This is a genomic window from Nocardia sp. NPDC004340, from assembly GCF_053602575.1.
The window spans coordinates 790,580-803,417 of sequence record NZ_JBSGDW010000001.1; the positions used below are offsets into that span (position 1 = coordinate 790,580).

The following is a 12,838-nucleotide window of genomic DNA, read 5'->3' on the forward strand; positions in this document are numbered from 1 at the left end:
AAACGCGCGAGACGGGGGAGCCGACACGCCCGATTCCGACACCCCGTCCGACCGTCCCCCGATGGATCCGACCACCGCGATCGGCGTCGCCACCGCGGTCCAGAACGGCGCCCTGTCCCCCGAGGACGCCGTCGAGGCCGCGCTGACCCGGATCCGCGCCCGCGATCGGAAGCTGAACGCCTTCACCCTGGTCCGTGAGGAGGCCGCCCGCGCCGAGGCGCGCGCCGTCGCCGAGCGGGCCGATCTGGACATGCTGCCGCTGGCGGGGGTGCCGGTCGCGGTCAAGAACAACATCGATGTCGCGGGCGAGGTGACCCGGGGCGGGTCGCTGTCCGGGTCCGATCTGGCCGCCACCAGCGATCACGTCGTGGTGCGGCGACTGCGGGCGGCGGGCGCGGTGGTCGTCGGGCTCACCCACATGCCCGAGTTCGGGCTGTGGGGCGTCACCGACGGTCCGGGCAGCATCACCCGCAGCCCCTGGAACACCCGCTACTCCGCGGGCGGTTCGTCGGGCGGCTCCGGCGCGGCGGTCGGCTCCGGCATGGTGCCGATAGCGCACGGCAACGACGGACTCGGCTCGGTGCGCATCCCGGCGGCCTGCTCCGGCGTGGTCGGCATGAAGCCGGGCCGCGGCCTGGTGCCCGCGGACGTGGGCATCGACTCGTGGGGCGGAATGACCGAAAACGGCGTTCTCGCAACGACTGTCGCCGATACCGCGCTCATGCTGTCGGTGCTGGCGGACCGCCCCGACCTGGCCGACCTGGACACCCCGCAGACCCTGCGCATCGGCCTGGCGACCGGGGCGCCGACGCCGCTCACCCACGTCGACCTGGCCTGGACCGCGGCCGCCGACAAGGCCGCGGCGGCCGCCTCGCTGGCCGGGCACATCATCGGCGTGGCCGAACTCCCTTATCAGGGCGTGACTTTCGCGCTGCTGCTGCGCTGGCTGGCCAATGCCGCCCGCGAGGCCGCGACCGTGCCGCACCCGGACCGGCTGCAGCGCCGCACCCGCACCCACGTGGCGCTGGGCCGGACGGTGCTGAAGTCGGGTCTGCTGCGGGCCTCGCAGGTCGACCGGGTGGAATCACGCCTGCTGGACTACTTCGAGCGCTACGACGTGGTCATCACGCCCACGCTGGCCACCCCCGCGCCGCGCGCCCGCCGCTGGCATTCGCGGCCGTGGCTGGCGAATGTGCTTGCCAACGTGAAGTTCTCGCCGTTCACGCCGCTGTGGAATCTGGTCGGCTGGCCCGCCATCTCCATTCCGATGGGCCTGCACCCGCGCTCCGGCACCCCGGTAGCGGCGCAGATCGCGGGCCCGCCCGGCAGCGAGGCCACCATCCTGCGGCTGGCCGCCCAGATCGAGGCCGCCCACCCTTGGCAGCGGACCGTCTCCTGACGGGATCGGGCCCCGTCTCCTGACCGTCCCCGGACACAGGACAGCGCCGCGTCACCGAAGTGACGCGGCGCTGTCGTCGTGTCGATCCCGCACCCCGTTGTGCCGGTCCCACACTGCCCGTACGGACCGCGGCAACCTCCGACCCACTGCCGCCGCCCGTCCCGGACGGTCCTTCCCTCGGGCCTAGACGGCCGCGAGCGGTTCCTGTTCGGCGAAGCCGCCGTCGAGCACGCGGGCCGCGAACTCGAGGATGGTCGGGCGGTCGTCGTCGGCGCGCCAGGCGACCGCGAGTTCACACGGGGCCAGGCCGGTCACCGGGCGGGCGGTCAGGCCCGGCCAGCGGTACATGGGGACGTTGTTCTCGGCCAGCAGGCAGACGCCCAGGCCGAGGCTGACCGCCTCGAGGCGTTCCTCGGCGGTGGCGGCTTCCGCGCCGATCTTGGCCTGGCGGCCGCCGCGGGAGTCGGCACCGAGCCAGAAGTCGCGGGCCGCACCGGCTTCGGCGGGCATGGCGACGAAGGGCTCGTCGATCAGGTCGGCGAAGTCGATGCTCTCCTGGCCGGCGAGGGCGTGGTTCTCGGGCAGCAGCACCCAGCGCGGCTCGGTACGCAGCACCTGCCAGCGGTAGCGGCTGGTGTCGGGCACGGGCAGCCACATGAGCGCCAGATCCGCCTGGCGGCCGGCGAGGCCGCTGGACGGGTCGGTCCAGGACGCGGAGTGCAGGGCGAGCCGGTGGCCGCTGGCGCTCTCCAGGTCGGTGATCAGGCCGCGGCCGATGGAGGACTGGATGCCGACGCGCAGCACCTCACCGGCCTCCTGCAGGGCGACATTGGTGACTTCCCAGAGTTCGAGGATCTTCCGGGCGCCTTCGAGCAGTTCCTTGCCGGCGACGGTCAGGGCCACGCTGCGCTGGTTGCGGTCGAACAGCACGACGTCCAGCTGGCGTTCCAACTGCCGGATCTGTCGTGACAGGGTGGGTTGAGCGATGTGCAGGCGTTGCGCCGCGTTGGTGAAATGAAGTTCCTCAGCGACGGCGACGAAATACCGCAGGTCGCGCAAATGCGGGTCCATAGCCCCTTGCTATCAGAATCGGTCTTGATTTTCCAGCCGTATCCGACCCAAAAGTTTGCAACAGGATCAGAAAACAGCCGTCAGGTTTGTTACGGACAGCATATGACGCCAGTTCAACATTCCGTTAACCGGACTCGCGAATTCCTGGCCATTTGCCAGCACTCCCCCAAGCGCCTCGGAACGGACGCTTGACCAGCATTGATTCGTGATCTTGGTCGGTCTGCGATCCGAAAGCGATCCGAGCGCTGACCTTCAGCAACAACGCTCCGCCCCGGCCCACACCCCAAACCAGCCGATCGAGTGAGTTTGGTCACATAGAAGCAAAAAGGCCGCCTCCCACAGTGGAAGGCGGCCTGTTTTTCGACCCGGTGAGGCGGCGGTTACTCCCCGCCGTAGACCTTCGGATCCAGGGTGCCGATGTAAGGCAGATCGCGGTACCGCTCGGCGTAGTCGAGGCCGTAGCCGACCACGAACTCGTTCGGGATGTCGAAGCCGACGGCCATCACGTCCACCTGGGTGCGCAACGCGTCGGGCTTGCGCAGCAGCGTGACGACCTCGAGCGAGGCCGGATTGCGGCTGGACAGGTTGCGCAGCAGCCACGACAGCGTCAGGCCGGAGTCGATGATGTCCTCGACGATCAGCACATTGCGCCCGGCGATGTCCTTGTCCAGGTCCTTCATGATGCGCACCACGCCCGAGGACGAGGTGGAGGAGCCGTACGACGAGACGGCCATGAACTCCATCTGCGTCGGCACGGTGAGCTTCTTGGCCAGGTCGGTCATGAAGAAGATCGCGCCCTTGAGCACGCCCACCAGCAGCAGGTCGCCCTCGGGGGCATCGGCGGGATACCGCTTGGCGACCAGTTCGGCCAGTTCCTCGACCTTGGCGGCGATCTCTTCCTCGCTGATCAGCACCGACGCGATGTCGTCCCCGTACACGTCCGCTGGTTTCCCTTCAGTCGACCCGACTGTGACTCTTGCAATGAACGGGTTCACTCCGACCCGAGTATGAGCCTGCCATGTTCACGCGCGGCAACCAACCTGGTCCCGCTGGGTGAACCACCCACCGCGACCCCGCCCTGCCCACGCCACCGCGTGACCAGCGCTTCCACCGCGCGTAAATTGCTGTCCGTCAATGATTTTGCGCCACGTTCGAGCAGCCACGCGCGAATGACGCGGCGCCGGATCGCGGGTTCGGCAGTGGCGAGCGTCTCGATCCCCAGCCCGTCGCCCGCCCGCGCGGCCGCCAGCAACCGACCGGCGAGCGCGTCCAGCACCGCCGAGTCCTCGCGCAGCTGCACCGCCGTCCGCGCCAGCGCCTCGGCCACCCCGCCCCCGAGCACCTCCTCGAGCAACGGCAGCACCTCGGCGCGCAGCCGGACCCGGGTGAACTCCGGCGCGCTGTTGTGCGGATCCTCCCAGGCCTCGAGCCCCAGGTCCGCGCACAGCTCCCGGGTCACGCGCCGCCGCACCCCGAGCAGCGGCCGCCCCCACGGCTCGTCGTACTCCCCCATCCCCCTGATCGATCGCGCCCCCGACCCGCGACCGAGGCCCAGCAACACGGTCTCGGCCTGGTCGTCGAGGGTGTGCCCGAGCAACACCGGCTTGCCTTCACGGGCCGCTCGCAACGCGTCGTATCGGGCTCGCCGCGCAGCCGCTTCGGGCCCGCCCGGAAACCTGTCGCCCGCGAGACCGCTGCCCGCCGGTTCCTCCCCGGCCGCCCACTCCGCCGCCGGAACGAGCCCGTCCTCCAGCGTCGACCCGTTCTCGGCTGCAAGTAGCGCGGTCGGATCTGCCGACCGCACCGACCGGATCGACCCGTTCGGTGCGCTGCGCTCGACCTGAACGCGCAGCACCCTGGCGGACCGGCACCCGAGGCCCAGCGCGGTGGCCGCGGCGCGATCCGCCACGTCGGCCGAGCCGTCCTGCAGGCCGTGGTCCACGATCAGCGCGTCGACCACGTCGGCTTCGGCGCAAGCGGCGGCGGTCAGGGCCAGCGAGTCCGCGCCGCCGGAGAGGGCCACCCGGACCACACCCTCGGGCGCGTAGCGGCCCAGCCACTCCCGGACGGCGCGGCGCAGCTCCAGCGCGGCGCGCGTCTCGGGTAGTCGGGGCCGTTCGTTCACGCCCCGATCGTCGCACGCGGCCGGGGCGCGGTGCCGTGCGGCGAGGATTCCTGCCGGGTACGTCCCGAATTCCGGCGTGCCGCAAGCGCTCCGGAGGGACGGGGGCCGGGGATCAGCCCAGGACCCGGGTGACCCACCGTTGCGGTTCGCCGATCTCGTCGGTGCGAGGCAGGGTTTCCGGTTCGGTCCAGATGGTGTTGAAGCGGGCCATGCCGACGGTGTCGACCACCTCGTCGACGAAGGCCTTGCCGCGCACGTACTGGGCGACCTTGGCGTCCATGCCGAGCAGGGCGCGCAGCAGGCGCTGGATCGGGTTGGCGGGCCGCTTGCGGCGCTGATCGAAGGCCGCGCGAATCCGGGTGACGGAGGGGACCACGGCCGGGCCGACGGCGTCCATGACGTGGTCGGCGTGGCCTTCCAGCAGGGTGCCGAGCATGAGTAGTCGATCCAGGGCCAGGCGCTGGGGTTCGGCCTGGGTGGCGCGCAGCAACCCGATGACGCCGCCCGCGGGGTCCTCGACGCCGCGGCGGCGTTCCTTCACGGCGTCGGCGAGCCGGGCCAGGATGTCGGCGAGCGGTTCGTCGCCCGCCTCGCCCAGGGTCTCGACATTGCGGCGCATGTAGTCGGCGATCCAAGGGGCGGACGAGAATTGGACCCGGTGGGTGACCTCGTGCAGGCACACCCAGAGCCGGAAGTCGCTGGGCGGCACGCCGAGTGCGCGTTCCACCGCCATGATGTTGGGCGCCACCAGCAGCAGCGTGCCGTCCGGCCCGGTGAACGGGTCGTACTGGCCGAGGATGGCGGTGGACAGGAAGGCCAGCATGGCCCCGGCCTGCAGTCCGGCCGGTTTGCCGACCAGTTTGCCCTTCTCGCCGGGTTCGATGCCGCTGCCGGTGAGCTGGGCCATGGAGTCGGCGGCGGCCCGGATCCAGCCCGGCCGGTCCACGATCAGCGCGTCGGGCACCACCGAGCCGTCGTCGAGCCCGCTGACCTCACGCACCGGCGCCTCGGCGCGAACCGAGGCGGCGGCGAGTTCGGCGACCGCGTGCTCGGCCGAGTACCGCGAGGTGCGCGGCCCGGCCGGGACCAGGGCCGCGCCGGTGCGGGCGGCCACGTTCCAGTCCACCGACCCGGTCAGCGTGGTCCGGGTACGGGCGGGGGCGGCGGGGTTGTCGGATCCGGTCATGTTCATCCACCCGTCAGGAGCAGCCACAGTTGCGCAGTGCGTTGGCGACGGCGTCCAGCGCGGGTCGGCTCACTTCCGGCGGCCGATCGTTCGACATGAGCGCGAACGTCAGGACGCGTCCGTCACGGTCCAGCACATAACCGACCAACGCACTCGATACGGACAGAGTTCCGGTTTTGGCCCGGATCCAACCCGCGCCCTCGCGATCGCGGTCCACATAACGGCTCGCCAGCGAGCCGGTGCCGCCCGCGACCGGCAGATAGTCCAGCAGCGGCGCGAGCGGGGAGCCGGGGGTGGTGACCGCGGCCGGATCGACGGTCGAATTGCCTTGCGGAGCAGCGCCGTTGGGCAGCGCGGCCACCGTCAGCACCCGGTTGAGCAGGCGCGGCGGGATCCGGTCGTCGGTCGAGAGTCCGCTGTTGTCGGCCATTTTCAGGCCGGCGAGGTCGAATCCGGCGGCCTGCAGCACGGTGTTCAGGGCGGTGACCGCGCCGGTGAAGGAGGCCTCCTGCCCGCCGGCCACCGCGACCTCGCGGCCGATGGCCTCGGCCAGCACGTTGTCGGAGTGCACCATGGCCTGCAGCAGGCGGTCCCGCAGCGGCGCGGACTGCACCGCGGCCAGCTGGGTGGCCGTCGCCGGCGCGCTGCCCGCCTTCACCTTCGCACCGTCCACGCCCAGTTCGGCGGCCATCCTGCGGCCCGCGTCGAGGGCGGGAGTGGCGGTGCGGGGCGAGTATTCGACCAGCGGGTCCAGGCGGCCGCCGTCGATCATCACCGCGTCCATGGGCGCGATGGAGCCGCCCCCGATGTCGGCGGCGTCCCAGCCCGGCGCGAAGTTCGGTCCCGGGTAGGCGGAGGTGTCGACGGTGATCGAGTCCACCCGCTGTCCGGTGGCCTTGATCTGCGCGACCAGGTCCTGCAGGCGCGGCGCGCCCGGGTAGTAGCCCTTGCCGTCGGGCTGCGCGGTGACGGTGGGATCGCCGCCACCGACCAGCACGATCTCGCCGGGGGCCGCGCCGGTCACCACCTTGGTGGTGACCCGGTGGTCGGCGGGCAGCGCAAGCAGGGCGGCCGCGACGGTGAGGATCTTGGCGGTGGAGGACGGGATCATCGCCTTGTCCGGGTCCAGCGTCCACAGCACCTTGCCGGTGTCCCCATCGGACACCGAGGCGGCGAACGCGCCGAGGTCCGGGTTGCCGACGACCGGCGCGAGCGCGGCCGCCAGACCGGCGGTGCTCGCCGCGGGCGCGGTCTCGGGGGCGGGCGCGACCTGCGGGATCGGTTTCACCGGCGCGGGCGGGTCGGCAATCGTCAAACCCCCGTGCTGGAACTCCTCGGTCCAGGGCTTCAGGATCAGCACCACGGCAGTGGCGGCCACCAGCATGACGACCAGCACCGATGACACCACGATCCAGGTTCTGCGTCGGCGCTTGGCCTCCAGACCACCGATGTTCTGCTTGTTCCGACCAAACACCTGCCGCTGTCTCCCTGATACCTGTGGTGGGGCTGATGGCTCTACCGCGGTCCACACTATCCTCGTTGCGCAGTCGTTCCCCCGAACGTGCTGGCGAGTCGGCAGCCTTACCGCCCACCGAAGAAGGAGATGACGTGGAGTTCGACGTCACCATCGAGATCCCCCGGGGTCAGCGCAACAAGTACGAGGTTGATCACGAGACCGGACGCGTGCGGCTGGACCGCTACCTGTACACCCCGATGATGTACCCGGCCGACTACGGCTACATCGAGAACACCCTGGGCGGCGACGGCGACCCGCTGGACTGCATGGTCCTGCTGCCCGAGCCCGTGTTCCCGGGTGTCTTGGTCGAGGCCCGCCCGGTCGGCGTGCTCATCATGAGCGACGAGGCCGGCACCGACGAGAAGCTGGTCGCGGTCCCCAACAAGGACAAGCGCTGGGACCACATCCAGGACGTCGAGGACATCCCGGAGTTCCAGCGCAAGGAGATCGCGCACTTCTTCGAGCGCTACAAGGACCTGGAGCCGGGCAAGTGGGTCAAGGTCGAGGGCTGGGAGGGCCGTGAGAAGGCCGAGAAGCTCGTCGACGAGGCCTACGCCCGTCTGAAGGAGCAGGGCGGCCACTAGGTCACGCCGAGTGCGGGGCGGCACGGATTTCCGTGCCGCCCTTCGCTTTATTCGGGAACGGAATCCACTCCCGCTGTGGTGCGGAGTGGGACTTCCTTCCAGAACAGCACCAGCACGAACGCGACCAGAGCGACCGCGGAGGTCGTCAGGAAAACCGTGGACAGCGAATCCGCGAATCCGACCTTGAACGGATGCGCCAGAACGGGATTCAGCTTCTGAATGATCGAACTGTCCTTCAGCACGCCCTGCGCCGCCGAGGTGTCGTGATTCAGGAATCCCTGCGCCAGCCGCATATCCACCGGATTTCCGTCGTGCGCGGCGTTGACCACGGCTTTCTGGAAAGCCGGATCGGTGCTGGACGTCTCCAGTTGAGTGCGAATATTCGGCCCCAGCCGGTCGAAGAGGATGGACAGGAATACGGCCGCGCCGAGAGTGCCGCCGATCTGCCGGAAGAATGTCGCCGACGCGGTGGACACACCCATGTCCTTGGGCGGCAACGCATTCTGCAAGGCCACGATGAGCGGCTGCATGAGATTGCCGAGCCCGAATCCCACGCACAACATGAACAGCACCACGACCCAGAACGCCGTATCGGCCTGCAAATAGTGCAGCAGGAAAAGCCCGAGGGTGATCATGGCCGCGCCGAGCAGTGTGTAGATCCGGTAATGCCCGGTGCGCGAGATCAATTGGCCCGACAGCACCGAACCGATCATCATCCCCAGCACCATGGGAATCATCTGCAATCCGCCCAGCATCGGGCTCGCGCCCCGGTCGGCCTGCAAATACTGCGGCAGCAACAGGATTCCGCCGAACATGCCCGCGCCGACCACGAACGAGATGACCACGCCGAGCGCGAAGGTGCGATTGGCGAAGATGCGCAGCGGGATCAGCGCCGCGTCCCCCAGCGCGCGCTCGATCAGCACGAACGCGGCGACGCCGAGCGCCCCGATGAGGTAGCAGGCCACGGATCTCCCACTGCTCCACCCCCATTCGCGCCCTTGCTGGGCCACGATCAACAGCGGGCTCATGGCGACGATCAAGGCGAGCGCGCCCCAATAGTCCACGCGGTCACGGGATTTCTCGCGCGGCGGCAGCCGTAGCACGCGGGTCACCACCACCAGCGTGAACAATCCGATGGGAACGTTCACCAGGAACACCCACCGCCACCCCGCGATCCCCAGAATGCTGTGCTGCCCCGCGAACAGCCCGCCCAGCACCGGCCCGATCACGCTGGAGGTGCCGAACACGGCCAGGAAATACCCCTGGTACCTGGACCTTTCGCGCGGACTCACGATATCGCCGACGATGGTCAGCGCCAGCGACATCAACCCGCCCGCGCCCAGCCCCTGCAGCGCCCGGAACACCGCCAGCTCGTACATGGACTGCGCGAACGTGCACAGCAGCGAGCCGGTCACGAAGATGGTGATCGAGGCCAGGTAGAAGGGCTTGCGCCCGTACATGTCCGACAGCTTGCCGTACAGGGGCGTGGCCAGTGTCGCGGTGATCAGGTACGCGGTGGTCGCCCAGGCCTGTAGCGAATACCCGTTCAGGTCATCGGCGATGGTGCGGATCGCGGTGGACACGATCGTCTGATCGAGCGCCGCGAGCAGAATGCCCAGCAGCAGCCCGGAGAGGATCACCAATATCTGCCGATGCGTGAAGCCGCCCTCGCCGGTCGCTTCGCCCACTTCGGATGTCGCCATGCCATACCTCCAGCCCCGACCAAAACGATAGGCCGGGAACCGGAGGCATGGGGTCCCTTTTCGGGACCGGGCCCGAAGGGTGGGGGTTCCAGGGGCGAAAGCCCCTGAGAGCCACGAGAGTTGCTATTTACCCTTGAACTGCGGGTCCCGCTTCTCGAAGACGGCCTGGATGGCCTCGGTCAGGTCCTCCGAGGGCAGGAACGCCGAGTTCCAGGCGGAGACGTAGCGCAGCCCGTCGGCGATCTTGCCGCGCTTGGGCTGGTCCAGGACGTCCTTGATGCCCTGCACCACCAACGGCGGGTTGGCCGCGATCTCGCGCGCCATGGCGTAGGCGGCGTCGAGCACGGCTTCCTGGTCGGCGTACACGTCGTTGACCAGCCCGATCTTCTCGGCGCGGGCGGCGTCGATGTCCTTGCCGGTGTAGGCGAGTTCGCGTACGTGTCCCTCGCCGATGATGCCCGGCAGCCGGTGCAGCGAGCCGATGTCGGCCACGATGGCCACCTTGGCCTCGCGCAGGCTGAACTTGGCGTCGGCGCTGGCCAGCCGGACGTCGGCGGCGGCGATGAGGTCCAGTCCGCCGCCGATGCACCAGCCGGAGATGGCCGCGATCACCGGCTTCACGCAGTCGGCGACCGCGGTCACCGAGTCCTGCATGCTGCGCACGTGCTTGAGGAAGTCGGTGCGGGGCCCGGCGAGCGCCTTGTCGGCCAGCAGCGGCCCGAACAGCGGGCTCATGGCCGGGAGGTCCAGTCCGTAGGAGAAGTGCTTCCCGGAGCCGGTGAGCACGATGGCCCGGATGTCGGGGTTCGCGTCGAGCTCACCGAAGATGATCGGCAGCTCGCGCCAGAAGTCGGGGCCCATGGCATTGCCCTTGCCGGGACCGGTGAGTGTCACCTGGGCGATGTGGTCCTTGCTTTCGACCTCGAAAGCCTTCCATTCGGTCATCGGTCCAGCGTATAGGGGTTACCCGCGAGTAGGTAGGCCGGTGTAAACCCTGTGCTAAATCTGCTGCGTCCCACCGTTTTCACCACACGGGGAGGCGGACGATTATCGCGTCCGCACAAACTGCTCCTCCTGTGTGTGAGGTCACGATGATGCATCACGGAATCGGCCTCGACCGCTTCAACGCGCTCCCCCGCCATCGCGCGATTCATGCCCTGTACGAATGCTGCTGCAATGTCACCTGGGCGCAGAAGATCGCCGACGGCCGCCCCTACCCCGGCCACGCCGCGTTGCAGACCGCGGCGGCCGCGGAACTGCGCGCCATGTCCGCCGTCGATCTGGAACGGGTCTTCGATTCCTGTGCGCACCAGCCGGTTTCGGAGCGCACCGTGGAGGAGCTCGCCCCGATCGTGTCCAACCGCCTGACCACGATGCTGGGCCCCGAGGAGGGCTACCCCGACTACTGATCCCCCCGCACATCCACCGCAATCGCTCTACCCTGGTTGCCATGCGCAGGTCCCTGCCACCGGTCGCGTCGAAGGTTTCCGACACCTTGATCGCGCGCGGCCATCACGGGGTGATCATCACCCAGCCCACACCCACCCCCACCGCGCGCGATGCGGCCGACGCGGTCGGCGTCACCATCGGGGCCATCACCAAATCCCTGGTGTTCCTGCTCGACGACGACCCCGTACTGCTGCTCGTCTCCGGCGCGCACCAGGTGCATCTGGCGCGCACCGGGCAACGTCTGGAGGGCACGCTCAGCCGGGCGCCCGCGGCCATGGTCCAGGAGGTGACCGGGCAGCCCATAGGCGGCGTCGCGCCGCTCGGGCACCCCACCAACCTGCCCACCTTCGTCGACAACGCGCTGGCCCAGTACCAGGAGCTGTGGGCGGCGGGCGGGCATCCGAACACCCTGTTCCGCACGACCTTCGGCGAGCTGTGCCGAATCACCGCGGGCCTGGCCATCGACGTGGACTGACCGCCGTCGACGGGGTTTTCCGCCGGCGTGGAATACCTGGGCCCGCGACCACGTAGGTTCTTGACGTGACCGATTCTCCGACGCCCGGCGCCGAGTTACACGTGCCCGACGACCTGAGCGGCATCACCGCGCAGCAGTTCCGTGCCGCCATGCGGCACTATCCGGCCGGCGTCACCATCGTCACGCTGAACTCCGCGCAGGGTCCGGTCGGATTCACCGCGACCTCGTTCGCCTCACTGTCGGCGCAGCCGCCGCTCATCTCGTTCAATATCGCCGAGACCTCCTCCAGCATCGAGGCCATGCTCGGGGCCGAATCGGTGGTGGTGCACTTCCTGGGCGAACATCAGAAGCATCTGGCGCAGCGGTTCAGCCGGTCCGCCGAGGAGCGCTTCACCGACAAGTCCTTGTGGGCCACGCTCGGCTCCGGCGAACCGGTCCTGCACGGCACCCCGATCTGGGTGCGCGCGACCGTGCACCAGCTGATCCCCGTCGGCGATCACACGCTGGTGATCGGACTGGTCACGCAGGTGCACGACAACACCGAGAGCTCGCCCGCGGCCGGCCCGCTGGTGTACTACAACGGCGCCTATCACCGCGCCGAGATCGCCGACTGACCTCAGGCCGCCGAGGCCGCGGTGCCGATACCCAGCGCCGCCAGGATGGCCGCGCTCGCCTGTTCCAGCCGGGCCCGGATCCGCGGCCGCTTCAACAGCGTGACCGCGCGGGCGGCGGCCACCGCGAGCAGGATCATCTCGATCGCCGCGATGCTGGATTCGATGGCGCCGAGGGTGAGCGTGTTCAGGAAGGTCACCTCGGTCAGGAACTGCGGCAGCACCGCGAGGTAGAACAACCCCACCTTCGGGTTGAAAACACAGGACAGCAATCCGGCAGCGAACGCCGAGCGCATCGACGCGGGCGTGCCCTGCGCGACCGTCACCTCCGGCTCGGCCTCCGCGTTCCGTGCGCGCCGATGCTCGACCAGCGCCCGAATCCCCAGGTACAGCAGGTAGATTCCGCCGATCACCTTCAGCGTGCGATACGCGGTCGCCGACTGTTCCAGCAACGCTGCCACTCCGGCCGCCACCACCGTCGCCCAGACGATCCCGCCGAACGCCGAGCCCACCGCCGCCGCGATCCCGGGTCGCGGTCCGGCCATCGAGAATCGCAGCACCAGAAAGGTATCGGGACCCGGTGTGAGCGCCAGCAGCACGCACAACCCCGCGAAACTCAACAGCAGCGGAAGACTCATGCCCTCCATGGCAACCCATCGCGGCGACGCGACGCAAGGGTGATATCGCTGACCCTGCCCCCGACGAGCAGGGCCAACGGT

The 12,838-nt window shown here is 69.4% G+C and carries 13 protein-coding genes; 5 read left to right on the forward strand and 8 right to left on the reverse strand.

Annotated features, from left to right (window positions below; all coding sequences use genetic code 11):
* Positions 1 to 61 precede the first annotated feature (61 nt).
* On the forward strand, positions 62 to 1,399 hold the full coding sequence (locus ACWEOI_RS03420) for an amidase (protein ID WP_452359187.1): 1,338 nt from the start codon (positions 62 to 64) through the stop codon (positions 1,397 to 1,399).
* Between the two features lie 183 nt (positions 1,400 to 1,582).
* Here the strand turns inward: ACWEOI_RS03420 and ACWEOI_RS03425 are convergent, their stop codons facing one another.
* From ACWEOI_RS03425 to dacB, 5 genes are all read right to left on the reverse strand, one after another.
* On the reverse strand, positions 1,583 to 2,470 hold the full coding sequence (locus ACWEOI_RS03425; RefSeq protein WP_357275660.1) for a LysR family transcriptional regulator: 888 nt from the start codon (positions 2,468 to 2,470) through the stop codon (positions 1,583 to 1,585).
* A 380-nt stretch (positions 2,471 to 2,850) separates the two neighbouring features.
* Positions 2,851 to 3,408 (reverse strand): hypoxanthine phosphoribosyltransferase, encoded by a 558-nt coding sequence (hpt, locus tag ACWEOI_RS03430; RefSeq protein WP_357087534.1) that lies wholly within the window; start codon positions 3,406 to 3,408, stop codon positions 2,851 to 2,853.
* 53 nt (positions 3,409 to 3,461) lie between these two features.
* Positions 3,462 to 4,595: a tRNA lysidine(34) synthetase gene (locus ACWEOI_RS03435; RefSeq protein WP_452358834.1), complete on the reverse strand. Its 1,134-nt coding sequence runs from the start codon at positions 4,593 to 4,595 to the stop codon at positions 3,462 to 3,464.
* A gap of 112 nt (positions 4,596 to 4,707) precedes the next feature.
* Positions 4,708 to 5,781 (reverse strand): zinc-dependent metalloprotease, encoded by a 1,074-nt coding sequence (locus ACWEOI_RS03440; protein WP_433592577.1) that lies wholly within the window; start codon positions 5,779 to 5,781, stop codon positions 4,708 to 4,710.
* A 13-nt stretch (positions 5,782 to 5,794) separates the two neighbouring features.
* Positions 5,795 to 7,255, reverse strand: a complete 1,461-nt coding sequence (gene dacB, locus ACWEOI_RS03445; protein ID WP_452358835.1) for a D-alanyl-D-alanine carboxypeptidase/D-alanyl-D-alanine endopeptidase — start codon at positions 7,253 to 7,255, stop codon at positions 5,795 to 5,797.
* Positions 7,256 to 7,389: 134 nt separating this feature from the next.
* On the opposite strand from dacB, the gene ppa reads away from it, so the two are divergent.
* Positions 7,390 to 7,881 carry an inorganic diphosphatase gene (gene ppa / locus ACWEOI_RS03450; protein WP_040802838.1) on the forward strand — a complete coding sequence of 164 codons (492 nt, stop codon included), beginning with the start codon at positions 7,390 to 7,392 and terminating at the stop codon, positions 7,879 to 7,881.
* A gap of 47 nt (positions 7,882 to 7,928) precedes the next feature.
* Here the strand turns inward: ppa and ACWEOI_RS03455 are convergent, their stop codons facing one another.
* Positions 7,929 to 9,584: a DHA2 family efflux MFS transporter permease subunit gene (locus ACWEOI_RS03455; protein WP_433670082.1), complete on the reverse strand. Its 1,656-nt coding sequence runs from the start codon at positions 9,582 to 9,584 to the stop codon at positions 7,929 to 7,931.
* 123 nt (positions 9,585 to 9,707) lie between these two features.
* The gene (locus tag ACWEOI_RS03460) at positions 9,708 to 10,529 is read right to left on the reverse strand and encodes a crotonase/enoyl-CoA hydratase family protein (protein WP_433670080.1); all 822 of its coding nucleotides are present in this window, start codon (positions 10,527 to 10,529) and stop codon (positions 9,708 to 9,710) included.
* A gap of 149 nt (positions 10,530 to 10,678) precedes the next feature.
* Here ACWEOI_RS03460 and ACWEOI_RS03465 point away from each other — a divergent pair, with 149 nt between their 5' ends.
* The 3 genes from ACWEOI_RS03465 to ACWEOI_RS03475 all read left to right on the forward strand — a co-directional run bounded on the left by ACWEOI_RS03465 (position 10,679) and on the right by ACWEOI_RS03475 (position 12,122).
* Positions 10,679 to 10,993: a 2-oxo-4-hydroxy-4-carboxy-5-ureidoimidazoline decarboxylase gene (locus tag ACWEOI_RS03465; RefSeq protein WP_433670078.1), complete on the forward strand. Its 315-nt coding sequence runs from the start codon at positions 10,679 to 10,681 to the stop codon at positions 10,991 to 10,993.
* 41 nt (positions 10,994 to 11,034) lie between these two features.
* Entirely contained in the window at positions 11,035 to 11,508 is a 474-nt protein-coding gene (locus ACWEOI_RS03470; RefSeq protein WP_452358836.1) for a YbaK/EbsC family protein, read from the forward strand.
* 149 nt (positions 11,509 to 11,657) lie between these two features.
* Positions 11,658 to 12,122, forward strand: a complete 465-nt coding sequence (locus tag ACWEOI_RS03475; RefSeq protein WP_433673215.1) for a flavin reductase — start codon at positions 11,658 to 11,660, stop codon at positions 12,120 to 12,122.
* Between the two features lie 2 nt (positions 12,123 to 12,124).
* On the opposite strand, the gene ACWEOI_RS03480 is transcribed toward ACWEOI_RS03475, so the two are convergent.
* Entirely contained in the window at positions 12,125 to 12,757 is a 633-nt protein-coding gene (locus tag ACWEOI_RS03480) for a LysE family transporter (RefSeq protein ID WP_433670075.1), read from the reverse strand.
* Positions 12,758 to 12,838: the final 81 nt, after the last annotated feature.

Coding starts and splice junctions, on each gene's coding strand:
- ACWEOI_RS03465 (WP_433670078.1), top strand. CDS start 10,679: ATGCATCACGGAATCGGCCTCGACCGCTTCAACGCGCTCCCCCGCCAT.
- ACWEOI_RS03425 (WP_357275660.1), bottom strand. CDS start 2,470: ATGGACCCGCATTTGCGCGACCTGCGGTATTTCGTCGCCGTCGCTGAG.
- ACWEOI_RS03480 (WP_433670075.1), bottom strand. CDS start 12,757: ATGAGTCTTCCGCTGCTGTTGAGTTTCGCGGGGTTGTGCGTGCTGCTG.
- ACWEOI_RS03440 (WP_433592577.1), bottom strand. CDS start 5,781: ATGACCGGATCCGACAACCCCGCCGCCCCCGCCCGTACCCGGACCACG.
- ACWEOI_RS03460 (WP_433670080.1), bottom strand. CDS start 10,529: ATGACCGAATGGAAGGCTTTCGAGGTCGAAAGCAAGGACCACATCGCC.
- ACWEOI_RS03475 (WP_433673215.1), top strand. CDS start 11,658: ATGCGGCACTATCCGGCCGGCGTCACCATCGTCACGCTGAACTCCGCG.
- ACWEOI_RS03455 (WP_433670082.1), bottom strand. CDS start 9,584: ATGGCGACATCCGAAGTGGGCGAAGCGACCGGCGAGGGCGGCTTCACG.
- ACWEOI_RS03420 (WP_452359187.1), top strand. CDS start 62: ATGGATCCGACCACCGCGATCGGCGTCGCCACCGCGGTCCAGAACGGC.
- ACWEOI_RS03470 (WP_452358836.1), top strand. CDS start 11,035: ATGCGCAGGTCCCTGCCACCGGTCGCGTCGAAGGTTTCCGACACCTTG.